We start from the raw sequence: 21,690 nt of genomic DNA, 5'->3' as shown, positions 1-21,690 counted from the left end.
AAAACACGCCGACGACTTGCACGGTCATGCGTTCTTGAAACCATGCTCGCGCAGCCAATTTCGCCGCGTCCGGTAATCGGGCAGCACGGTCTCCACCTCGCGCCAGAAGGCGGGTGAATGATCGGTCACGAGCAGATGCGCCAGCTCATGCACCACAATGTAGTCGATGGCGGATGGCGGCAGTTGAATCACACGCCAGTGGAAGTTCAACATACCATGCTTACCGCAAGAGCCCCAGCGGTAACCCAGGTCGCGGACGCGAATGCGGATCTCCTCGCGATAGCCAAATCGAGCCTGCCAATTGGGCAGGACCTGGTTCAAGTAGCGGGTGGCCTCGCGCAGATAAAATGCCGTGATGTGCTGCTCGGCTGTTGTGGCTGACGAGGAAGACAGCAGCAGCCGATCACCCTCGATCCGGACGAGTTCGCTCGGTTCTTCCGGCTGATCACGCGATGGCGGATCGATGCGCTTGAGCCGATAGTGATGCCCGAGCAGATAAAATCCTTCCCCATCGACCAGCTTGGGACGGCGAAAGACTTGGGGGCCGGCCGATGCCGGCGTGCAGATCCTCGCGATCCTCCGCGTCGTAGAGCGCCAGGGCGTCGGTCAGGTTCTTCCCAACGCCATAGTAATCCACCACGATGCCGAAGCGCTTGGCCTCGCCCGCCGTGCGGTTGGTACGGGCGATGGCTTGCAACAATTCGGTGCCGGACATGGCGCGGTCGAGATACATGGCCTGCTCGACCTTGGCATCGAAGCCGGTGAGCAGTTTGCTCTTGACCACCAGAATCGCCAGCGGATCCTGTGCCAGCGGCTTCTTGAAGCGCGCGATGCGCTGTTTGGTCGTGCTCGGTTCGCCCCAGGCTTTCAGGTGCGGCAGGTCGTTATGTTCCACAGAGATGACGGCGGCGAATTCCTGGCGTTTGATCAGCCCGCGATGCGGCCAGGCGCCAGCCAGAAACGCCAGTTCATCATCCGCGTCCGGCTCGGTGGCTTGCAGCGCGTTGGGATCGAGCTTTTCGAGCATCTCCGCCATGCCCTCAATGGCGTTCAGCAGGTCGTCGCGCGCCGCCTCCAGGGCTTCGACATAGTGCACGGCCAGCTCACGGCTGCTGGCGACAAGTTGCGCCTTAAAGCCGTTGGGCAGAATGTTGGCGATATAGTGCCTGAGCACATCTCGGGCCTTGGCCTGGCGCGGCTCGGCGGCGTTCAGCACCCCGGCGCGGGTGGCATGGCGGTTCTTAATCGCCTCGCGTAGCGCCGGGGATTCCGCCGCGAAATAGGCGTTGAACAAGCGGTCGAGGGTGCCGCTGTCGCGCACCATGGCCTTCAGCTCGCGGCCCTGGTAGAGAATCTTGACGATGGCGCCGTCGGCCTCGGCGTCGCGCAGCAGGTAGCGGTCGATATAGGCGCCGAAAATCTCGCGGGTCTTCTTCTTGCTTTTCTCCTCAATGGGCGTGCCGGTTAAGCCAATGCGCGCGGCGTTCGGCAGGGCGTCGAGCAGATTCTGATGCAGTCCGCTGGTATGGGAGCGGTGCGCCTCGTCGATCAGGATGAGCACATCCTCGCTTGGGTTCAGCACCGGAAAGGCCGGGCGCTCGCCAAGCTTGGCGCTGAGGGTGCGCGGGCTCGGCTGTTCGCCGTCGGTCAGGGCCGCTGGCTCGGACTCGACCAGAAACACAATCTCATCGCGCGCATCCTGGTGGTCGCGATCCTGCAACTTCTGGATCATCACAAACACCAGATCCGGCTCCTGCCGGCTGAGATGCGCGCGGGCGGCCTCGGCGCTGGTGGCCACCCGCATCACTTGTCCGGCCAGCTTGGCGGTGTTGGAGAGTTGATCCTCAAGGTCGGTGCGATCAGTGACCACCACGATCTTAAACCGGCGCAGCGCCGGAATGGTGCGCAGTTTGCGGATCAGAAAGACCATGGTCAGGCTCTTGCCGGAGCCCTGGGTGTGCCAGATGATGCCGCCGCGCCGATCCGTCAGGCCATCCTGGCGGCGGGTCTTGCCGCTGCGCAGGCGCTCCAACGCCAGATGCACCGAGCGGAACTGCTGGTAACGCGGAATGGCCTTGATGCGCAGCCCCTCGTCGGTGGTCATGAAGACGGTGAAGGCGCGCAGTGCATCTAGCAGATGCGCCGGGCGTAGCAGGCCGGCGGCCAGGGTCTCCTGCTGCACCAGTTCGGCATTGGCGGCCTTGCGCAATTCCCCGCGCACCTGCTTGAGGCTCACCGGGGACGGATCGCGCCAGGGCAGGAAGTCATCGGGCCGCGCACTTAGGGAGCCGACCCGCGCCTCGTAATAGCAGGTGGCGATCAGCAGTTGGTTGGTCCAGAACAGCCGTTCAGCGCCTTCCTGGCTTGGCGGATCGCGGCGATTGGCGTAGCGGCGCAGCTGATCGATGGCCGAGGCCAGCGGGTCGGTCACGGCAGGACTCTTGGCCTCGATCACCACCAGCGGGATGCCGTTCACGAACAGCAGGATGTCTGGCACGATGAAACCGCGATCCCCCACCGCGCCTGGCGGATCGACGCGAAACTGATTGACGGCGAGGAAGTCGTTGCCATCCTCGGGCTCGAAGCCAATAAAACGCACCAGCCGCTCGCGCTCGCCGGCGGGGCCGGAGACGTAGACGCCATTGACCAGCTTGCTGTGCAATTCCTCGTTGATGGCGATCAGATCACGTGCTGTCGGGCGTTCGAGCTGGGAAATGGCCTCTTCGATGCGCCGGTCATCGAGCCAGTCCGCGCCTTCGGCGTCGCGGTTGAGCCGACGCAGGGCTGCCTGGACGCGATCCCGCAGCAGGGTTTGTTGGAAACTGGTTCGCCCGAGCAACTGACATGTCTTGCGACCGCTCGCCGCGTCCTCGTCCGCGCCCTCGACATGCTGCCAGCCCATGGCGCCGAGCTGGGCGAGGAGCGGCAACTCCACCACATGCAGCTCGTCGAGGCGGTCTTGTTGGCTCATGGGTCGCGCTGGTGTGAATGGGCCAGGCAGTCGAGCACGGCGCGCACCTGTTGGGCGGTAACACCAGGAAACAACGCGATGAACTGGTCGACCGTCACGCCGTCATGGAGGTTTTCCAACAAAGCCGCCACTGGCACACGGGTGCCGCGAAACACCCAGGCGCCGCTGACGCGCTCGGGGTCGCGTTCAACGGCAGGGCAGTTTGACCCGTTAATCATGTTGGTGCGTTTTTGGGTCAGGATTCAGTCAGTGTCTCGTCAAAGCGTTGGAACTTCAGAGGCAGCTGAATCAGCGGGTTTGAGTCGCGGGCGAGCGATTTTTGGCGGAAGGCGAACCAGTCGTGAACTAAAAAGCGTCTGGTGGGAACGATAATCTTCGCAGATCGCACTTAAATTGTAGTTGAAGCCTCGGGAGTGCTCATCGCGGATTTGGCGGAGTTCTTCGAGAATGGGGTCGTTCATTGGTCATCACCTAAAAACTCTTCTGGTGAACAGATTTCGGGGCATATCCAACCGTTTTCCTCAACAAGTTGGCGAATTTTCGCTTTTACGAATGGGTTATTGATGTGCTTGAAATTCCAAGTAATAATCGCATCCATTCCGTGAGCCGCTGCAATAGCAATATGAAGAGCGTCTTCTGGGCATTTTTTCGTTATGATTCCTTGAGTGATAAACAGATCTGTTAAGTTTTCAACATCAGTGTCGACTTTCAAAACGGTCGAGACAGCCGACCGGAAGCACGGCTGGCTCGAAACTGGCCAGCAGCTCGGCCCGCAAGGGCATCAGGTGCCGCCGCTCGGGCAGGGCGGCGAGCCCGTCGCGCGCGTGATTCCACCAGTCGTCAAAGGCAAGGGCCAGTGCCTCGCGCCGCGCGGCGATGCCGGCATCCTGTTCGATCAGCGCGCGCAGTTCGGTGCGCCGGGCGATGGCGTCGGCAAAGTCCGCATAGTCGGCATTGCGCGCGCGAAACAGCTGTTCGATGGCAAAGCCCTGGGCGCTGGCCATCGGGCGCAGGCTGTCGATCTCGCGCCGGGGCACGCCGCCATGCAGATGAGCGCGCACATCATGGGGCTCGGGCGGTGGGCTGCTGTCGGCATAGCGGCGGATATTGAGATTGCCGTCCTCGCCGCCAATGATGGCCTCGGTCCGCACCAAGGCGGCGAAGCCGGGGATGTCCTCAAAGGTCGCGTAGGCACTGACGATCTTCTCGATATGCTCGGGATCGATGAATTTCTGCGCCCGACCCTCGCGGAATTCACGATCGGCATTGATGAACAACACCTGGCCCCGACGCGGCTCTGGCTTGCCGCCCGCTTGGCGCATCACCAGCACGCAGGCGGGAATGCCGGTGCCATAAAACAGGTTGTCCGGCAAGCCGATGACCGCCTCGATGCAATCATCCTGCAGTAGTCCGAGGCGGATCTTGCGTTCCTCACCGCCGCGAAAGAGCACGCCATGGGGCATCACCACGGCCATTTTGCCAGTCTGCTTCAGGGTCGCGAGCATGTGCTGGGCGAACATCAGATCAGCCTTTTTGCCGGTGGTCGGACACCAGCCGAAGCGAAAGCGGTCACTGAACTGCATCCCGCGCCGGCTGTAATTCTGGCTGAAGGGCGGATTGGCGATGACGCCGTCGAAGCGCATCAGGCGACCGTCCTCGATGTGCTTAGGCTCCATCAGGGTGTCGCCATTGCGGATGTCGGCGCTGGGGATGCCATTCAACAGCAGATTCATGCGGCAGATGGCCCAGACCGCGCCGCTGTCTTCCTGACCATGGAGGCTGAGCGGCGGCCCATTGTGCGCGATGGCGTGCTCGTTGCCCTGAATGAGCATGCCGCCGCTGCCACAGGTCGGATCATAGAGCGAGCTGCCGCCCTGGGGGTCGAGAATCCGCACCATGAGCTGCACGACACCGGGGGGCGTGTAGAACTCACCGGCCTTTTTGCCGGCTGAGTCGGCGAACTCGCCTCCAGCGCCGAGAGGGCGATATTCAGGGCATTGGCAACGCCGCCATGCACCTCGTTGAGCAAATGGCCCCAGCGCGCCTCGGGCGGCACGAAAAAGGACGCGGTGTAAAACGACGGGTGATCCGCGCGCTGCCGGGCCTGCTCCTCGGTGCGCCCCAGCGCCCGCTGCTCGCGCAGAATGCGTTCACGCTGTTGCTCGAAGGTATCGGAACAGCGCTTGAGGAACAGCAGGCCAAAGATGTATTCCTTGAACTCCGAGGCATCCATCTTGCCGCGCAGGATGTCGGCGGCCGCGAACAGATGCCGTTCCAGTTTTGGGAGTGTGAGCTTGGCCAAGGTTCAGTGGCCTTTAAAAAACGTCTTGTATCGAGCGCATGCTTCGTCCGAACCGCAACCCTGTCAAAGCAATAACCGCCGAATATCCGCGAGCAAATGACGTGGCAAGCTGGTGAAGCGCACGCCATCGGCGCCGTCGACCACCCGGTGATCATAGGACAGCGACAGCGGCAGTCTGGGCTGGAAAGCCAGGCCATCCCAGACTGGCTTCATCGCGGTGCGGGAGACGCCGGGAATGGCAACATCTGGGGCATCGGGATAGTGGCTCACAAGGTTTCGGGTTCAGCCAATTCCAGACGCCGTTCAATACGAGCAAGTCGCTGCTTAATGTCTTCCATGTCGCTTTTGGTTCCATAGACCGCGCTCGTGAGTCCGGCAAACTGTTGGCCCATGGCGGAGATTTGCAAGCTATTCGATGCCGTTTCTTTTTTGAGTTCGGCAAGATCGGCCCGGATTAGGCGCAGATGTTCAAGCACCAGATTCTCGGTCATGTCGTTCTCCATCCATCTTTATCGCATTGAGTCACAGCAACAATCGCCGAATATCCGAGAGCAACTGCCGCAGCAGGCTGGTGAAGCGCACGCCGTCGGCGCCATCGACGACGCGATGATCGTAAGACAGCGACAGCGGCAGCATCAGCCGGGGCTGGAAGGCTTGGCCATCCCAGACCGGCTTCATCTCGGTGCGGGAGACGCCAAGGATGGCGACTTCGGGTGCATTGACGATGGGCGTGAAGGCGGTGCCGCCGATGCCGCCGAGGCTGGAGATGCTAAAGACGCCGCCCTGCATGTCGGCGGCGAGTAGCTTGCCGTCGCGGGCTTTTTGGCTGAGCGTCATGAGTTCTTCGGCCAGGGCGAACAGGCCTTTTTGATCAACATCCCGCACCACAGGCACGACCAGGCCATTGTTGGTATCGACCGCCACACCGATGTGACAATAGTGCTTGTGAATGAGTTGCTCGCCATCCGGGGCGAGGGATGCCTTGATGATGGGCATCTGGTTGAGCGCGGCGGCGACGGCCTTCAGCAGGAAGGGCATGAAGGTCAGCCGGACGCCGGCCTGCTCGGCGGCGGCTTTTTGTTCCTTGCGGAAGGCTTCCAGCTCAGTGATGTCGGCCTCGTCGAATTGGGTGACATGGGGCACGCTGAGCCAGCAGCGGTGCAGATGGGTGCCGCTGATTTTCTTGATGCGTGGCAGCGGCTCGCTGGTGACCGGACCGAATTTGCTGAAGTCGACCGCCGGGGCGCTGGGTAGCTGGAAGGGCGCGCCAGGCGCGGAGGCAGGCGCGCCGCCGGCCAGGCTTTGCTTGACGAACTGCTGGACATCGTCTTTGAGGATGCGCTGCTTGCGCCCGCTGCCTTTGACCCGATGCAGGTCGACACCCAGTTCGCGCGCGAAGCGACGCACCGCCGGGCTGGCGTGGGGGGTGCGACCATGGGCGATGGCGGCCATGTCTTCCGGGCGCGGTAGGATGGGGGCCTTGCGCCGTTCGGCCTCGCCCGGGGCACGTGTCCGGGCCTGACTGGCGGGCGGCTGAGTGGAGGGTAGCTGGGTGGAAGATGCTGGTTCGGATTCGGGCTTGGGTGTGGCGGCTGGGGCTGGCGCGCTTTCTTCATCGTCGCCTGGCTTGTCTTTGACGTTGGTGAGACTGGCCTGTACTTTGAACAGCAGATCGCCCTGGTTCAGCCTGTCACCCACCTTAACCGCCACCGAGGTGACCACGCCCGCGCGAGGCGAGGGGATTTCCATGGTCGCCTTGTCGCTCTCGAGCGTCAGGATGGATTGCTCGACGGCGATCTGGTCGCCCACGCTGACCAGGACATCCACCACAGGGACATCGGAGAAGTCCCCGATATCTGGCAGGCGGATGTCGATTTCCTCGGTTTGGTCAGGTATCGGGTGCGAAGTTGTTTTGGGTGTGGATGCCTCGGAGGCGACCGGTGCCGGGGATGATGGTGGGGGGGCGGTGTCCGTTTTGGCGGCGGATTTGTCCTGGCGGTCGTCCGAGCTGTTTTCAATGCCGCTACCTGTGTTTGCAGCAGGGCTACCCGTGGCAACGCGCATCAGCAGGCTGCCCTGGCTGATCCGCTCACCGACGGAAACCAGCACCTCTTTCACCTCGCCGCCCAGGGGGGAGGGGATTTCAATACTGGCCTTGTCGCTCTCGAGCGTCAGCAGCGACTGCTCGGGCGCGATGCGATCACCCGGCGCGACCAGGATCTCGATGATTTCGACATCGCTGAAATCGCCGATATCGGGAAGCAGAACGTCTTCTAGCGTGGCCAAGGCGGGTGTCTCCTGGCTGTCAATTCTGGGTTATATCTTTGGCTGGCCGCTGAACGGCGACTTGATTCGCCGTCACGGGCGGATCGGGGCATTGGTCACTGAGTGACCGGATTCGGCTTGTCGGGGTCAATGCGATACTTGGTGATCGCCTCGCTGACCCGCGCTTTGTCGATGGTCCCCTCGGCGGCCAGCGCGCTGAGCGCCGCGACGGCGATGTACCAGCGGTTAACCTCGAAGAACTTGCGCAACTGCGCGCGCATGTCGCTGCGCCCGAAGCCATCGGTGCCCAGGGTCAGATAACGCCGAGTCAAATACGGCCGGATCTGGTCGGCATAGGCGCGCATGTAGTCGGTGGCGGCGACAATGGGGCCGGTGGTGGCGCCAAGCTGCTGTTCAACAAAGCTCTGGCGCGGGGTCTCCTCTGGGTGCAGGCGGTTCCAGCGCTCGCAGTCCAGGCCATCGCGGCGCAGTTCATTGAAGCTGGTGGCGCTCCACACCTGGGCCTGGATGCCGAAATCCCGCTCCAGCAAGTCGCCCGCGGCTAGCACCTCGCGCAGTATGGTGCCTGAGCCAAGCAATTGGACTTGTGCGGTATCGGGTGCCGGAGACGTCTCCCGCACCGGATAAAGGCCGCGCTTGATGCCATCCTCGGCACCCTTGGGCAGCGCTGGTTGCGGGTAGTTCTCATTCATCACCGTGATGTAATAGAAGACGTTTTCCTTGTCCTGATACATCCGGCGCAAGCCATCTTGCACGATGATCGCCAGCTCATAAGCGTAGGCCGGATCGTAGCTGACGCAGTTGGGAATGGTCGCGGCGGCCAGATGGCTGTGACCATCCTGATGCTGCAGGCCCTCTCCGGCCAGGGTCGTCCGTCCCGCCGTGCCGCCGACCAGAAAGCCGCGCGCCTGCATGTCGCCCGAGGCCCAGATCAGATCCCCCACGCGCTGGAAGCCGAACATGGAGTAATAAATATAGAAAGGAATCATCGCCTGGCCATGGTTGGCATAGGCGGTGGCGGCGGCGATCCAGGAGGACATGGCCCCGGCCTCGTTGATGCCTTCTTGCAGGATCTGGCCGTTTTTCTCCTCGCGGTAGTACATCACCTGGTCGGAGTCGACTGGCTCGTAGAGTTGCCCGACGTGGGAGTAAATGCCGAGCTGGCGGAACATGCCCTCCATGCCGAAGGTGCGCGCCTCGTCCGGCACGATGGGCACGATGAACTTGCCGATGGCCTTGTCGCGCACCAGGCTCGAGAGCATGCGCACCAGTGCCATGGTGGTCGAGAGTTCGCGTTCGCCGCTGCCTTCAAGCAGGCTGGAGAAGCTCTCCAGTGCAGGCACCTCCAGCCGCTCGGATTGATCCTGACGTGCCGGCAGCGGGCCGCCGAGAGCCTCGCGACGCTCGTGCAGATAGCGGATCTCGGGGCTGTCGGGTGGTGGCTTGTAGAAGGGCGCGGCGCCGATTTGGTCGTCCGAGATCGGAATATTGAAGCGATCACGGAAGGCCTTGAGATGCGTCTCGCCCATCTTCTTTTGCGAATGGGTAATGTTCATCCCCTCGCCAGCCACGCCCATGCCATATCCCTTAACGGTCTTGGCCAGAATGACGGTCGGCTGGCCCTCGGTGCGCATGGCCTCCCGGTAGGCGGTAAAGATCTTGACTGGATCATGGCCGCCGCGATTCAGGCGCCAGATGTCGTCATCGGTCAGGTTGGCGACTAGGTCGGCCAGCTCCGGATATTTGCCAAAGAAGTGCTCGCGGGTATAGGCGCCGCCCTTGGCCTTGTAGGCCTGGTAGTCGCCATCGACGCATTCCTCCATGCGCTTGATCAGCAGTCCCTGCTTGTCGCGGGTGAAGAGCGGATCCCAGTAGCTGCCCCAGAGCACCTTGATGACATTCCAGCCGGCGCCGCGAAACACGGCTTCCAGCTCCTGGATGATTTTGCCATTGCCGCGCACCGGCCCGTCGAGCCGTTGCAGATTGCAGTTGACCACAAAGACCAGATTGTCCAGACGCTCGCGTGCCGCGAGCGAAATGGCACCCAGGGATTCCGGCTCGTCCATCTCGCCATCGCCGAGGAAGGCCCAGACCTTGCGCCCCTCGGTATTGAGCACCCCACGATCGCTCAGGTAGCGCATGAAGCGCGCCTGATAGATGGCCATGATGGGGCCCAGGCCCATGGAAACGGTCGGGAACTGCCAGAAGCCCGGCATCAGCCAGGGATGCGGATAGGACGACAGGCCGTTGCCATCGACTTCCTGGCGGAAATTGTACAGTTGCTCCTCGCTGATGCGTCCTTCCAGAAATGCGCGCGCATAGATGCCGGGCGCCGAGTGGCCCTGGATGAACACCAGATCCCCGCCATGATCCATGCTCGCGGCGCGGAAGAAATGATTGAAGCCAACATCGTAGAGGGTGGCGCTGGAGGCAAAGGAGGAGATATGCCCGCCGAGCTCCGTTGACAGCCGGTTGGCCTGCACCACCATGGCCATGGCGTTCCAGCGCACGAAGGAGCGGATGCGCCGCTCAATGGCGCGATCCCCGGGGAAACGCTCCTGCTGGGTCACCGGGATGGTGTTCACATAGGCGGTATTGGCGCTGAACGGCAGATGCGCGCCCGAGCGGCGTGCCTTGTCGATCAGGCGTTCGAGCAGGTAGTGCGCGCGCTCGATTCCCTCGTTCTCCAAGACGGCATCAAGGGCGTCGAGCCACTCCTGGGTTTCCTGGGGGTCGATATCGGGCTTGTTGGGCATGGCGGTCAGCGGATGTCTGAGTCAGGGGAGGGGTGCGCGACGGATGTCGATCCAGTGACGAGAAGCAAAATACGCGCAAATTAACCCAGGCGTGGCGGATTGGCAAATAAGCCGCGCTCGTCCTATGGAATCAGGAGCTCTGCTTAGCAAGCGAGCGGCGTCGATGTGGTTTGGAGGCCCCAGTTTGAACCCAAGGCTTCAGCAGTCGGTTGGCCGAGACCGGACGAGCTTCTCTTAAAGCCAGTTGCCGACCAGGATAAACGCACCCCAGTCACTGGGATTGTCATGAACGCCACTGTTTATCATGATTTGTTGGGCGCGCTGCAAGGCTCGCGCTTTGCTCAGATCACCCTGGGTGAGGTGGGCATAGAAATGTTCCATGAGTTGCTGGGTAGCGGCATCACTGACCGGCCATAGAGAGCCAAGGGCGCTGCGCGCGCCTGACTGCAGAGCAATGCCACTCAATCCCAAGGGAGTGCGATCATCCCCCTCGGCGGTCTGGCAAGCGCTCAGCACCAAGAGTTCGATCGGGGTGCGATCAAGCTCCTTGGGCTTCAGGGCGGCCGCCAGGCGTCGCATGTCGAGTTTACGGTCAAAAGTCACAATGAAGTTCTGTTCGGGTGGTCCCTGAAAAAGACCATGGGAGGCAATATGCACGATGCGATAGGGATGCTGCGCAAGCTCGTTGACAAAACGCTCCAGCAAGAAGTCCTGATTGTGCAAGACCTCGGAGGGGATGCGTTTGGAGATGGCTTCGATTTCGGCCGCGACGCCCGGCAGCGAGAGGGCTTCGATGGTCTCTTCGCGCGCCGCGCGCAGGATGTTGGCGCCCTTGCCATCGCTACCGCGCCCCTGTACGGGCACCGATGTGCCGCGCAGTTCGGCCCCGGCTCCCCGGCCGAGGCTGCGGCGATGCTGCCGCACCAGGGCGCTGACCCACCAGTCGGGCAATTCGTCAATCACCGGGCCGGGCCGGCTAACGCCAGTGATGAGCGTTTTCGGCCGAACCTGCCCCAGAGATTTCGGCTGCAAGAGTTGCAGGCCGAGGGTGGTTGCCACGGCATACTCATTGACCAGATAACCGCTCGGTCCGAGCAGCACGGCGGCGGGCACGCTTCGCAGCGCGCCATCGGGGACAAAGATGAGGGTGTCGATGCCATCCTCGCGCAATCTTGACTCGATCGGGCTGATCAGCCAGTTGTAGAGTTCGCGCGCTTCCGGTTCGATGGGTTGATCGTAGCGCAGCTTCACCGCCAGAATTTGGGCGGCAAGTTCGATGCGGGCAGGATCCACCAGCAGGGTTTCCTGCGCCATCTGACCGCCGGCACTCAGAATCAGCTCCAGACGGTCGGGAAACAGCACCGGATAGAGCACGGCCGTGCGGCGGTTGAGTGTATCGATTTTTTGCCGCAACGGCGCAATGCAGGCATCGCGGAAATAGTCCCGCAATTCGTCCACTTTGAGTTGCTCGATATTATCGCGGGCTTCCCGTAGGAATTGTTGTTTGGCGCCGGAGTTCTTGGTCGCGGCGGCTTCCCGCAGCAGGAGGTCAGAGAGCCCGAGGTAGAGCGGCTCCAGGGTTTCGCGAAACGAAGAACGGCCCTCGGCATAGTCGACCGGAATCAATCCGCTAATTTTTTCAAGATGGCCAACGGCCCGGCGGTAGGCGGCCAGCGCGCGTTTCAGGTCTCCAGCGGTCTCGAAACCGCGGGCGAGCTGCCACTCCCACTGGTAGCGCAGATCGTGGGCGTCGAGCGGGGCGAGCTGCAGCGCTTGTAACAGCAGGCCGCGCGCTTCGCCAGCTCTGCCTGTGGCGGCGGCCAGTTCCGCCGACTGTCCGAGCGCCTCGGCACGCTCGCGCTGGAGCCCGGCGGTATCCGCCTGTGCGGCGGCCATGGTCAGGCTTTTCCGCGCCAATGCCAGGCTGGAGTCCGAGCCCCCCTGTCGCGCGAGATAGCCAATGCGCAGCAGCAGGCGCGCGCTCTCGTTGCCCGCCGGCAGCGCCGCTGCCAGCGCGAAAGCCCCATTCAGCTCGCGTGACCGGGGAGTGCCAGAACCGGCTAGCGCGGCCAAATTGACCTGGGCGCTGGCGGCGAGTCCCGCATCCCCGGCGCGAGTCGCCGCCGTGAGCGCCCCGCGATAGTGGTCAGCAGCGGCCGGCTGGCGCCCTTGTGCCTGCCGCAGATTCCCAAGCGCGTTGGCGCTCGCGGCGATCAGCTCGGGTTGCTTCAGATGCTTCGCTTGTTGGGCGGCCCGTTCAAGCAAAACACTGGCCTTGTCGTGATGCCGCCGAGCCAGCGCGACCTCGCCCAAACCAAGGGTCGCGATGGCGGTTTCAATGGACGGACCGCTGCCTTCGGCGAGGTCCAGCGCCGCCGCATAATCCTCCTCGGCTTGATAGTAACGCCCCAGACTGCGATAACTCTCGGCTCGTTGCAGCAAGGCGCTGGTGCGCTCGGTAGTCGTGGTCGCCTGCCGGGCGATTTGCTCCGACCACTGGCGGATCGATTGGCTCTGTCGCGCATTGGGTTCGGCCGCGCGGAGGCCGACGCTGGACTCTGGCTCGCAACTGGTGTTACTGGCCAGGATCGGCAAGCTCGCCATGGCGGCCAGCAAACCGGGCACAATCAGGGAGCGCATGCTGGGGGTTCTCATCGCGACAGAGTCTCCTCTATGGGAAGGTCGCAGGCGGCCTAGAAATCGACTTGTACCAGGAAGTGGAAGCCACGATCCTGCAGGTCGTCCTCGCTGGCCTCGTCGATTTTCTCAAGCGCATGGCCGTAGTAGAACTCGGCGCGCAGGCGCTCAGCCATCGTCCACAGCAGGCCAAATCCAACGGAGGCGAGCGTCTGGCGCTCGCGATAGCGAGCGTGATCCCAGACGCTGCCTACATCCGTGAAAACAGCCAGTTGCAAGCTTTGATCGGTTTGCGCGAAGCCCTGGCCCTGCCAGAGCGGGTAACGCAACTCCAGCGTGGCGGCATAACCCTGGTCGCCCACCAAGGTGTTCTCGCGATAACCCCTGACGGTGTAGAGACCTCCAACCGCGAAACGCTCGAGTGGCAGCAGGGTATCGTTGGAAAACTGCGCCGCGCCGCGCAGAATAAGTTGTGTACCCTTGTCCGTTAGGTTGCGCACATACTGGACTTGTCCAAGCCAACTGAAGAAGTCGCTATCGGGCCAGCCGTTGCTGTGGATGGTCGCGTCCAGTGCGTCTATACCCAGGCTGAACTGGGAGTAAAGGGCAAAGGCCTGGCGATCCGAGCCCCAGGCGTAGTTTACAAATAGCCGCGTGGCAGCAACGCGGCTCTCACCCGAGACTGCCCCCAGGGAAAACGAAAAAGGCTCGCCGAGCAGGGTTGTTGTGTTTTCCGCCCAGCTCAGCATGAGTCCGAGTTCCAGGCTGCTTCGCAGGTTATGCCAGAGCGGGTGGGCCAGGGCGACCTCGGCGCGCTGGGTTTCGCTGTTGATGTCAAGCTCCCTTAGCAGTTCTTCGATCAGGGCCGCGTCGCTGCGTTCATAGCCGATGGAGAAGCGGGTGCCGCGCGCGTTGAGCGGGATCGACCAGTCGATGCCACCCTCCTTACCCTGGCCCTCGTAACCCAAGCCGATGTAAAGGTCGAGCTCATCGCCCCAGCGGGTCAAATTGCGCAAGGTGCCACCAATATAGCCTCGTTCGGCTCCTGTGCTTGGTGGGCGAGCGTTGTCGGTACGTAAATAGACCTCCCAGGTGCGCGCAGGAGTGACGGCCAAATCCAGTATTGCCGTGCCGGGACCATCGCCGGGCTGCAGGGTGCCATGGATCTGGTCGATCAGCTTGTCCTGCAACAGCAACTGAAAGCGCTCCTGCAACTCGAAGCGGTTAAAGACGGCATCTGGTTCCCGGTGAATACGACGGCGGACATAGTCCGGATGCAGCCGACCCTGCCCACTCACGCGAACCTCTTGCAAACGCCCGGCAATCACACGGAACTGCAGCACGCCATCCGTGATGATCTGGTTCGGCACCAGCACCACCCCGCTGTTGGTATAGCCCTGATCGACATGATGCTTGGTCAGCCGGTAGCGAAGCTCTTCAACCTCGGCAAGCGTGGTCCATTGGTTCAGGAAGGGCTCGATAATCGCGTCGAGGCCATGATTCGGTAGCTGATTGCCGCCGTCGAAGTGCACGCTCCTCAGCACGAAGCCGGGTTCGCTCGCCGAAGCTGGCGGGTGATCAGTGCCGCTCTCCGGGGTTGGGTTGGCCAGGACAATTGACGATGCCAGGACCAAGCAGCCGAGCAGCGGATAGATCGTCGAAATTTTGCCGCGCCGGGGGCTCAGGTGGGCTTGCGCGACCATTGCCCGCGCGGCTCTCGTATGCCTCGACATCGTCGGATCCCCTCAGCGCGTCGCGCGCAATAAGCGCTGCAAGCGCTCGCTCCCGAGCGTCGCCGGCAGTGGCTCCCCGGCATCTGGCGGCAGGCCGCCGCTGCCGAGTTCGATCAATGCACTGGCCTCACGAGTATCGGTCAGTTGGCACAGGTCGCTGAGGATGGCGTTGGTATCCTGAAAGGGTGCGCGCAGGGGCACTAGGCTGGCGGTCATGTCCAGTTCTGGCGTGGTCACTGAAATCTCGCCCTGCACCCCCTGGGGCGCGGCGGCTTGGATGATGTTGCGCCCGCTGCCGGGCGAAAACACCTGGCGTTCGTTCCCGCCAATTTCGATTTGGTTGCCACTGGCGATGAGTGCCTGACTGCCGATGTGAATATCCCCGCCGCTGGCATTCGCGGCCCGGGTGTTGGCCCGGATGAAGCCTCCTTCGAGGATGAGTTGTTCGGGTGTTAGGGTAATGTCGCCGCCATTGCCAAGCAATCCCTCGGCGGAGGTGGTGATTTGGCTGTCTTGAAGCCACAGATAACCCCCGCTGATCTGGATCGGGCCGGCGTCGGCTTGTTGGGATTCGGTCGATATCTTGGCGCCGCCGGTAAGAAGTAATGAACTGGCCTCGATGTGAATATTTCCGGCATTTCCGGTTGCGCTCCGCTCTGATTCACTAAAAATGCCGGTCTCGGAGAAATAGAGATTCGCCTGCTCCCCATTAATCAGGATGGAATCGGATTGGATATTGATGGTCCCGGCTGACTGAGTTCCGTACGTGCTAGAAGACATGTTGCCGCCACTAAGCAATGTGAGTTCGGAAATGTTGATCAAATTGATGGCGCCACCGGCCCCGCCACCGTAGGTCGCCGAGGAGATTTCCCCGCCCTGTTCCACGATAATCGTGGGAGCGGCAATTTGGACCAACCCGCTTGCGCCGCCACGCAGTTGAAAACCCGAGTCTGCTCCGATGTGGCTCCCCCGGAGAAAAAAAGTTGGATGGGTACTGTGCACATGAACCAATTCGCTCGCTTCAATCAGTATCGGAGCGGCAGTTCCTTGCCCGAGAGTTCCGGATGAGATCCAGCCTCCGTTGCGAGCCTCCAGGGTCCCGACGGTGATGGAAATCGGTCCCGAGGATCCATTGGAGATGGATTCAGAGGAAATTCGACTATCCTGGCCAATAATGAGCGTATCGGCCGAAATTGTGATCGGTCCGGCGGAGCCGGTTTTTGAAGGGCGGCCTGGGAGGTTTAGCGCCGCTGAGGAGGTTAAAATCCCTCCGCTGAGGGTGAATCCTTCTGTTGGCTGACCGCCTTCGATAATAAAAGTCCCGCCAACCTCCAGGTCGATGGTGCCGCCTTGACCGCGTCCGGATGTCGTGGCTTGGAACTGTGAGCCGTTGAGCAAAGCCAATGTATCGGCCCGAATGTGCAAAGAGCCGCCGTCCCCTGCATTTGTATTAATTGCAGCTTTAGCACCATGGTCAAAAACAATGTCCGATGCCGTTAGCAGAATGTCTCCAGACTGGCCATCCGCAGTCAGGTCGATTGGGCCAACTGGCCCGAAGGACGCGGCAACATTATTGGTGTCGAATACTGTTAGGCCATGGAAAAAACCGCTTGCATCGATGGTGCTGTCGGCATGAATCCGGTTGGCTATAACCTCGATAACGCCAGCCTTGGCTAGGTTCCCCGAGGGTACGTCAATACTCGAATCCAACAGCGATAAGGTATCGGTCTCAATGTGGATATGCCCGGCTTCACCCAAGCGCGGATATTCCGCGGAATAACTAGAGAGTGCGGAGATGGCGGATCCGTTGGCCAGATATATGGCGTCCGATGCGAATAACCTGACATCTCCCGCGGTTCCGATGCCATCGGTTCTGGCGCTCATGTCACTTGCATCCAACGCAATGACAGAGGCGACTATGTCGATGCGCCCAGCGTTGCCGTCGGTATCAGTTTTGCTTTGGATTACGGACTCGTTGCGAAGCTGTAGCAATCCGTCTACTTTGATCGAAATGCCCCCTGCTGCTCCCATCGGCACCGACGTTGGCATGCTGTCGGTCAGATAGCTGTCACTGGTAAGCTGCGAATTGACCATGTGCAGATTGCCGGCTTCGATGTCGATGCTTCCGCCGCGACCACCGGCGGCAGTATCCGCGAAGAGATCGCTATCATTGAGGTTGAAGTCGCCGCCGATTCTAGCGCTGATGCCCCCATGGCTATCCGTCGTCCCCTGGTTTTCAACAGAGAATTGGGTGTCGATAAGATGCGCGGTGCCGGCTTGCAAGGCGATCAGTCCGCCACCCTCTCCTCGCGCGTCAAGACCCGCAGATGCGATCTCGAGTTGTCCACTATGAGCAACGGCGTCATCCGTGATCGTGGCCGGCTGTGACATGCTGACCACGCCTGCGGAGTCGCCAAGAGCCGCAAGCTGAATTGTGCCGCCAGGCGCTTTGATGCGCGCTGGTTGTACCCCGGCGCCCTGAATGCTCAAGTCCCCGGCGCTCAGGCTGAGTGTCTTGCCGGGCTGGACCTCAAGCCGGCTGCCATTAATCTGAAGATTGGCCGCCGGCTGTTGCCCAAGAAAGCCAAAGGCCTCGGGCGCGGCCAGGGTGAGGGTGCTGGCGCCCGGATCGCGGGCGGAGAAGCGGCTGCCATCGCTAAAGCGCAGCTCATCGGCGGTGCTGACATGCAGGGAGGCGGGGACATCGACGCTGGCGTTCGGTCCCATGACCACGCCGGCGGGGTTGATCAGGTAGAGATCCGCCTGGCCGACCTCGGAGCGCAAGGTGCCGTCGATGTAGGATATCTCGCCGCCGGTCACCCGGCTGATGATGTTCTGGATGCTGTCGGGGCCGGTGAAGGTCGCGCTCTGATTAGTGGGAATGTTGAAGCGCTGAAAACTGTGGAAAAGATTTCCGCCGCGGGTCTGGCCAAGTTCCGCGCCGATGCGCATATCCGGGCCAGCAAGCTGGACCATGGGGCCGAGGGAGCCATCGGTGGCGATATCAGCGCGGAGCGTGCTGGCACAGAGGAGGATGCCCGCGCCGGCGATCAGCGCGGGTGAACTGAAACCAAGGGGAGCATTTGGGGGCCAGGACATGGCGGTTTTGTCCACAGTGGCTTGGGCAAAATTCGCATAGATTTTAGCGGTTTTTTTGCCCTTAATCCAGGCTCAGCAGACGCTTTAGTCGCTCGCTGCCCAGCGTCGTCGACATAGGTTCGGCGGCATCTGGCGGCAGGCCGCCGCTGCCGAGTTCGATCAATGCACTGGCCTCACGAGTATCGGTCAGTTGGCACAGGTCGCTGAGGATGGCGTTGGCATCCTGAAAGGGCGCGCGCAGGGGCACTAGGCTGGCGGCAATTTCCAGATCTGGCGTTGTCAGCGCGATAGTGCCTTGCACGCCCAAGGGCGCGGCGGCCTGGATGACATTGCGATCACTTCCTGGGGCGTATTCCACGCGCGCTGTTCCGCCAATTTCCACCAGGTCATGACTGGCAATCAGCACCTCGCTGTCGATCAGAATATCCCCGCCACGCGCTCCGGCTGCAGCGGTGTTGGCCTGGATGAAACCGCCGTCGAGGATCAGTTGCCGGGGACTCAGGGTGATGTTGCCGCCATCGCCAACGGGCCCCTCGGCGGACGTCGTTATGGTACTGTGGTCAAGCCACAGCCAGCCGCCATGGATGGCGATGGGCCCCCCGTCAGCCGCCAGCGAGCGGGTCTCGATCGCGCTGCCATTGCTCAGACTGAGTTGCTCGGCAAGGATGCCGATCGGGCTGGCGGGCGCATTGCCGGTGCTGATGCCGGACACCAGGCTGTCATCCATTGCCATGGTTCCGGCCTCGATGCGAATTCCGCTGTCGGGGAGGACATCCAGGCGACGCAGCGGAACATTGGCCAGGCTGGCGATGGTGATTGAGCCAAGCCCGCTCAGGCCGATGTGCCCGGCGCTCAGGTCAATCGACCCAGCAAAGCCGCTTGAATAGGAGGTCGCGCGCGATTCGATGCCGGTGATGGCATCGACCCGGTGAGCCCCATCGATCAGCAGGCTACCCGCCGATACCTGGATCGCGCCGGCATCACCGGGGGTGAAACTAAGGGCCGATATCCGTGCGCTGTCGTGCAGACTCAGATCGCCCGCCACTGCAATGTCAATATCTCCGGCGTTTCCGCGCCCGGCCAAAGCCTGGCTGAAAATGCCGGTGTCGCGCATTAAGGAGTCGCGCTCAGCGTAACCGCTGCCGTCGATGCGCAGACTCCCGGCCGTCAGGCTGATGGATCCGCCTTGTCCGTCGCCGAAGGTCGATGCGTCGATCTTGCCGCCCTGGCGAATCAGTGCCCGACCGGCTTCGATGCGGATCGGCCCGCCCGGAGGCTGGCCCCCGGTGCGGGATTCGATAGCGCCGCCCGCGGCAAGCTCGAGCGATGGCGTGGAGATGACAATGGCTCCAGCTCCACCGGAGCCTTCAAGAAAGGCGCTGGTTGTGAACAGCCCGCTCTTACCAAGAATCGGAGAACTCGCTTGCGGATCGACACCTCGGATGCGGATGGACTGACTGGCCGTCACCCGCAAATCGCCACCATTGCCGGTACCGCCAGCGTAAGTGGTGATGAGGCCACCCTTGGAGAGCTCAAGGCGGCCGACATTCAGTTTGATGTCCCCGGCCGGACCATCTGAGAAGGAGATCGACTGAATGGCGCTGCCGGACTGCAGAATGGCCTGTCCGGCCTGGATGTCGATGGGTCCGCCGGCACCGCTTGGCGCCGACCCCGTGATGAGGGAGTCGAGGTCAGAAATCTCTAGGTCGGTGGTGCCCGCGTCAATCCAGGCATCCAGCATCCAGAGTGTCTGATTGAGTTCGATACGGACGGAACCGGCGTCGCCGGGCCCCGCAGTGCCGGTCATGATGGCTGAGCCGGACAGCAGGCCGAGGGAATCGGCGGCGACACGCACTTCGCCGGCATCCCCGGCGGTTGTCAGGTTGAGGATGGTCGCGCCATTGAGCAAGAGCAGATTTTGTGCGCTGATGCGGATGTCGCCGCCACGGGCTTCGGTTGCGGCCAGTGCCGGGTCGAAGCCGAATGTCTCTGTCGGGTGGATATTGGTGGCCCAGAGGCCAGCGCTGCCCGCAGCGGCGTCGAGGCGGATATTGCCCTTGGCGTGGATGTCGATGGTGCCGGCATTCGCGCGGTTTGCGGACAGTGCCGACAGGGTGGAATGGCGGATGTCGAGTTCACCAGTATTGACCGAGATGCGACCGGCGTCTCCGAGGCGTTCGTCGGTATTGCCGCCGCCCGAGCTGACATCGAGTCCGGAGTTGACCATCAGGGTGCCGGCCGCGGCTGAGATGTCAATGCTTCCGCCCTGTCCGGAGCCGTCGGTGCGCGAGCTCAGCATCGCGTCGCGCGTGACCAGGTGCTCGGTGTCAAGCACTATCTGGCCCGCGTCGCCGCCGCCGACCGTGCGCGCGTTGATGCCGCTACTAATCTCGCTCGCATCTTGACCTTGCATGTGAATCAGCGGTGCTTGGACGAATATGGTGCCGCCGCCACCAGAGGTTGCCTCTGTGCCGAAGGTGGCGGCCATCATTGTGCCTCCGCTAAGCAGATTGACAGCTCCGTCGGCTTGAACTCGAATGCTGCCAGCCGCACCGCGATCCCCAGCGGAGACGTCCAGATAACCGCCGTGGACTAAAATATCCCCGCCGCTGCGAATGGCGATATCCCCACCAGCTCCCGATGACTGGCTGCCGGCGTTCACGGCGGACCCGGACGCGACGGTCAGGCCGCGAGCGAGTTCCAGGACGATATCCCCAGCTTCTCCAGCGCCCAGGCTGGCGGTCGCGATCAGGCTGGTGCCTTCCCCGGAGGCATCGGCGCCCAAGTCGAGCTGGTCCGCGGTGATCGAGATCGAGGGGCCGGCGCCACTACCCACAGCCAGTGCCTGAACTTGGCTGTGGCGCAGCTCCACCTGAGTGCCTTGCAGCAGGATGCCGCCTGTGGCCGCAGTCGGGCCGCCGTGATCAGCGGCCAGGGTGCTGTTGTCGATGCGGATGGGTCCGCCCCGAAGCTCGATCTGTCCACGGCCGCTTGTACCGCTGACATTGAGCAGGGCACCTCCTTGGATGTCAATGGAGCCCCCGGCCGCCGGCGCGGGCTGATACGCGCTCGGATGGATCGCGGCGGTTCCCTCGCTCACGGCGGTCAAGACGAGGCTGCCGTCGGGCGCCGACAGGCTCGGGGCACGGCCGGATTGATCGCCAGAGCCGATCTCAAGGGTGCCGGCGCTCAAGCTTAGGGTTTCTCCTGCGGCCACATCTAGCTGGGCGCCATTTATGGTCAGTTGCGCTGGTTGTGGTGCGAGAAAACCGAAGGATTCGGGCGCGGCCAGCGTGAGGCTGCTGGCGTTGGGGTCGGTGGCGGAGAAGCGGCCGCCGTCGGAAAAGCGCAGCTCATTCGCGGTGCTTATGTGCAGAGAGGCCGGCACATCGATGCTGGCATCTTCACCTATGACCACCCCGGCGGGATTAATTAAATAGACATCCGCCATTCCGACTTTGGAACGCAGGGTGCCGTCGATCTTGGATTCCTGGCCGCCGGTGACCCGGCTGATGACATTTTGGATGGTATCTGGGCCAGTGAAGGTCGCGCTTTGGCCACGGGAGATGTTGAAACTTTCGAAGCTGTGGAAAAGATTTCCACCGCGCGTCTGGCCCAACTCGGCACCGATGCGCATGTCGGGCCCGCTGAGTCTGGTCGCTGGCCCCAGACGGCCATCGGTGGTGATGTCGGCCTGAACCGCGCAGGCCGCGAGCGCGACCAGGCTCATGCTGATTCTGTGGTGAGAAAAAGGGCTCATGGCGATTCGTACTAGCAGAGGAAGAGCGCGCATTGCTTGCAGCGATGGGAGTGACCGGGTTTGTGCCTGGAAGATAATGCTGGGAGTATAGTGCGCGCGTGCCTAGGATGCTCGCCGCGTTGGGTGTCACGCGGTCCCAGGCTCTG

14 protein-coding genes and 1 pseudogene are annotated in these 21,690 nt (G+C 62.2%); all 15 read right to left on the bottom strand.

The genetic code is table 11. The annotated features are described in order from the left end of the window. Positions 1 to 24: 24 nt before the first annotated feature. A complete protein-coding gene (locus Thiowin_RS14615; RefSeq protein WP_328988086.1) occupies positions 25 to 495 on the bottom strand; it encodes a M48 family metallopeptidase in 471 nt (156 codons plus the stop codon). Then, positions 446 to 2,971, bottom strand: a complete 2,526-nt coding sequence (locus Thiowin_RS14610) for a type I restriction endonuclease subunit R (RefSeq protein WP_328983737.1) — start codon at positions 2,969 to 2,971, stop codon at positions 446 to 448. The genes Thiowin_RS14615 and Thiowin_RS14610 overlap by 50 nt, the downstream gene beginning before the upstream one ends. Continuing rightward, positions 2,968 to 3,189 carry a DUF433 domain-containing protein gene (locus Thiowin_RS14605; RefSeq protein ID WP_328983736.1) on the bottom strand — a complete coding sequence of 74 codons (222 nt, stop codon included), beginning with the start codon at positions 3,187 to 3,189 and terminating at the stop codon, positions 2,968 to 2,970. The genes Thiowin_RS14610 and Thiowin_RS14605 overlap by 4 nt, the downstream gene beginning before the upstream one ends. 39 nt (positions 3,190 to 3,228) lie before the next feature. Further along, positions 3,229 to 3,432: a hypothetical protein gene (locus Thiowin_RS14600; RefSeq protein ID WP_328983735.1), complete on the bottom strand. Its 204-nt coding sequence runs from the start codon at positions 3,430 to 3,432 to the stop codon at positions 3,229 to 3,231. Next, positions 3,429 to 3,683, bottom strand: coding sequence for a PIN domain-containing protein (locus tag Thiowin_RS14595; protein ID WP_328983734.1), 255 nt, complete (start codon positions 3,681 to 3,683; stop codon positions 3,429 to 3,431). Before Thiowin_RS14595 ends, Thiowin_RS14600 begins: the two co-directional genes overlap by 4 nt. Continuing rightward, positions 3,667 to 4,878, bottom strand: a complete 1,212-nt coding sequence (locus Thiowin_RS14590; protein ID WP_408034085.1) for an N-6 DNA methylase — start codon at positions 4,876 to 4,878, stop codon at positions 3,667 to 3,669. The genes Thiowin_RS14595 and Thiowin_RS14590 overlap by 17 nt, the downstream gene beginning before the upstream one ends. A 107-nt stretch (positions 4,879 to 4,985) precedes the next feature. Beyond that, positions 4,986 to 5,204, bottom strand: a pseudogene (locus Thiowin_RS25335) (type I restriction-modification system subunit M N-terminal domain-containing protein); the annotation flags it as partial. A gap of 132 nt (positions 5,205 to 5,336) precedes the next feature. Then, positions 5,337 to 5,543: a 2-oxo acid dehydrogenase subunit E2 gene (locus Thiowin_RS14580; RefSeq protein ID WP_456243436.1), complete on the bottom strand. Its 207-nt coding sequence runs from the start codon at positions 5,541 to 5,543 to the stop codon at positions 5,337 to 5,339. Then, positions 5,540 to 5,764, bottom strand: a complete 225-nt coding sequence (locus Thiowin_RS14575) for a hypothetical protein (RefSeq protein WP_328983732.1) — start codon at positions 5,762 to 5,764, stop codon at positions 5,540 to 5,542. Before Thiowin_RS14575 ends, Thiowin_RS14580 begins: the two co-directional genes overlap by 4 nt. Positions 5,765 to 5,795: 31 nt before the next feature. Continuing rightward, complete coding sequence (gene aceF, locus Thiowin_RS14570; RefSeq protein WP_328983731.1) at positions 5,796 to 7,559, bottom strand: dihydrolipoyllysine-residue acetyltransferase; 1,764 nt, start codon at positions 7,557 to 7,559, stop codon at positions 5,796 to 5,798. Between the two features lie 95 nt (positions 7,560 to 7,654). Further along, on the bottom strand, positions 7,655 to 10,315 hold the full coding sequence (aceE, locus tag Thiowin_RS14565) for a pyruvate dehydrogenase (acetyl-transferring), homodimeric type (RefSeq protein ID WP_328983730.1): 2,661 nt from the start codon (positions 10,313 to 10,315) through the stop codon (positions 7,655 to 7,657). A 234-nt stretch (positions 10,316 to 10,549) separates the two neighbouring features. Further along, entirely contained in the window at positions 10,550 to 12,970 is a 2,421-nt protein-coding gene (locus Thiowin_RS14560) for a CHAT domain-containing protein (protein ID WP_328983729.1), read from the bottom strand. 38 nt (positions 12,971 to 13,008) lie between these two features. Beyond that, on the bottom strand, positions 13,009 to 14,655 hold the full coding sequence (locus tag Thiowin_RS14555) for a ShlB/FhaC/HecB family hemolysin secretion/activation protein (protein ID WP_328983728.1): 1,647 nt from the start codon (positions 14,653 to 14,655) through the stop codon (positions 13,009 to 13,011). Positions 14,656 to 14,697: 42 nt separating this feature from the next. After that, positions 14,698 to 17,784 carry a two-partner secretion domain-containing protein gene (locus tag Thiowin_RS14550; RefSeq protein WP_328983727.1) on the bottom strand — a complete coding sequence of 1,029 codons (3,087 nt, stop codon included), beginning with the start codon at positions 17,782 to 17,784 and terminating at the stop codon, positions 14,698 to 14,700. A 61-nt stretch (positions 17,785 to 17,845) separates the two neighbouring features. Further along, a complete protein-coding gene (locus tag Thiowin_RS14545) occupies positions 17,846 to 21,544 on the bottom strand; it encodes a two-partner secretion domain-containing protein (protein WP_328983726.1) in 3,699 nt (1,232 codons plus the stop codon). Positions 21,545 to 21,690 lie beyond the last annotated feature (146 nt).

This window comes from Thiorhodovibrio winogradskyi (assembly GCF_036208045.1).
In the GTDB taxonomy this organism is placed as follows: Bacteria; Pseudomonadota; Gammaproteobacteria; order Chromatiales; family Chromatiaceae; genus Thiorhodovibrio; species Thiorhodovibrio winogradskyi.
Note: the sequence above shows the minus strand (reverse complement) of the source record. Positions and strands in the feature narration are given on the sequence as shown.

What these genes read in the sequence shown, in the direction of transcription:
- Thiowin_RS14605 (WP_328983736.1), bottom strand. Translation starts at nt 3,189, where the DNA reads ATGATTAACGGGTCAAACTGCCCTGCCGTTGAACGCGACCCCGAGCGC.
- Thiowin_RS14610 (WP_328983737.1), bottom strand. Translation starts at nt 2,971, where the DNA reads ATGAGCCAACAAGACCGCCTCGACGAGCTGCATGTGGTGGAGTTGCCG.
- Thiowin_RS14550 (WP_328983727.1), bottom strand. Translation starts at nt 17,784, where the DNA reads ATGTCCTGGCCCCCAAATGCTCCCCTTGGTTTCAGTTCACCCGCGCTG.
- Thiowin_RS14555 (WP_328983728.1), bottom strand. Translation starts at nt 14,655, where the DNA reads ATGGTCGCGCAAGCCCACCTGAGCCCCCGGCGCGGCAAAATTTCGACG.
- Thiowin_RS14545 (WP_328983726.1), bottom strand. Translation starts at nt 21,544, where the DNA reads ATGAGCCCTTTTTCTCACCACAGAATCAGCATGAGCCTGGTCGCGCTC.
- Thiowin_RS14600 (WP_328983735.1), bottom strand. Translation starts at nt 3,432, where the DNA reads ATGAACGACCCCATTCTCGAAGAACTCCGCCAAATCCGCGATGAGCAC.
- Thiowin_RS14560 (WP_328983729.1), bottom strand. Translation starts at nt 12,970, where the DNA reads ATGAGAACCCCCAGCATGCGCTCCCTGATTGTGCCCGGTTTGCTGGCC.
- Thiowin_RS14575 (WP_328983732.1), bottom strand. Translation starts at nt 5,764, where the DNA reads ATGACCGAGAATCTGGTGCTTGAACATCTGCGCCTAATCCGGGCCGAT.
- aceE (WP_328983730.1), bottom strand. Translation starts at nt 10,315, where the DNA reads ATGCCCAACAAGCCCGATATCGACCCCCAGGAAACCCAGGAGTGGCTC.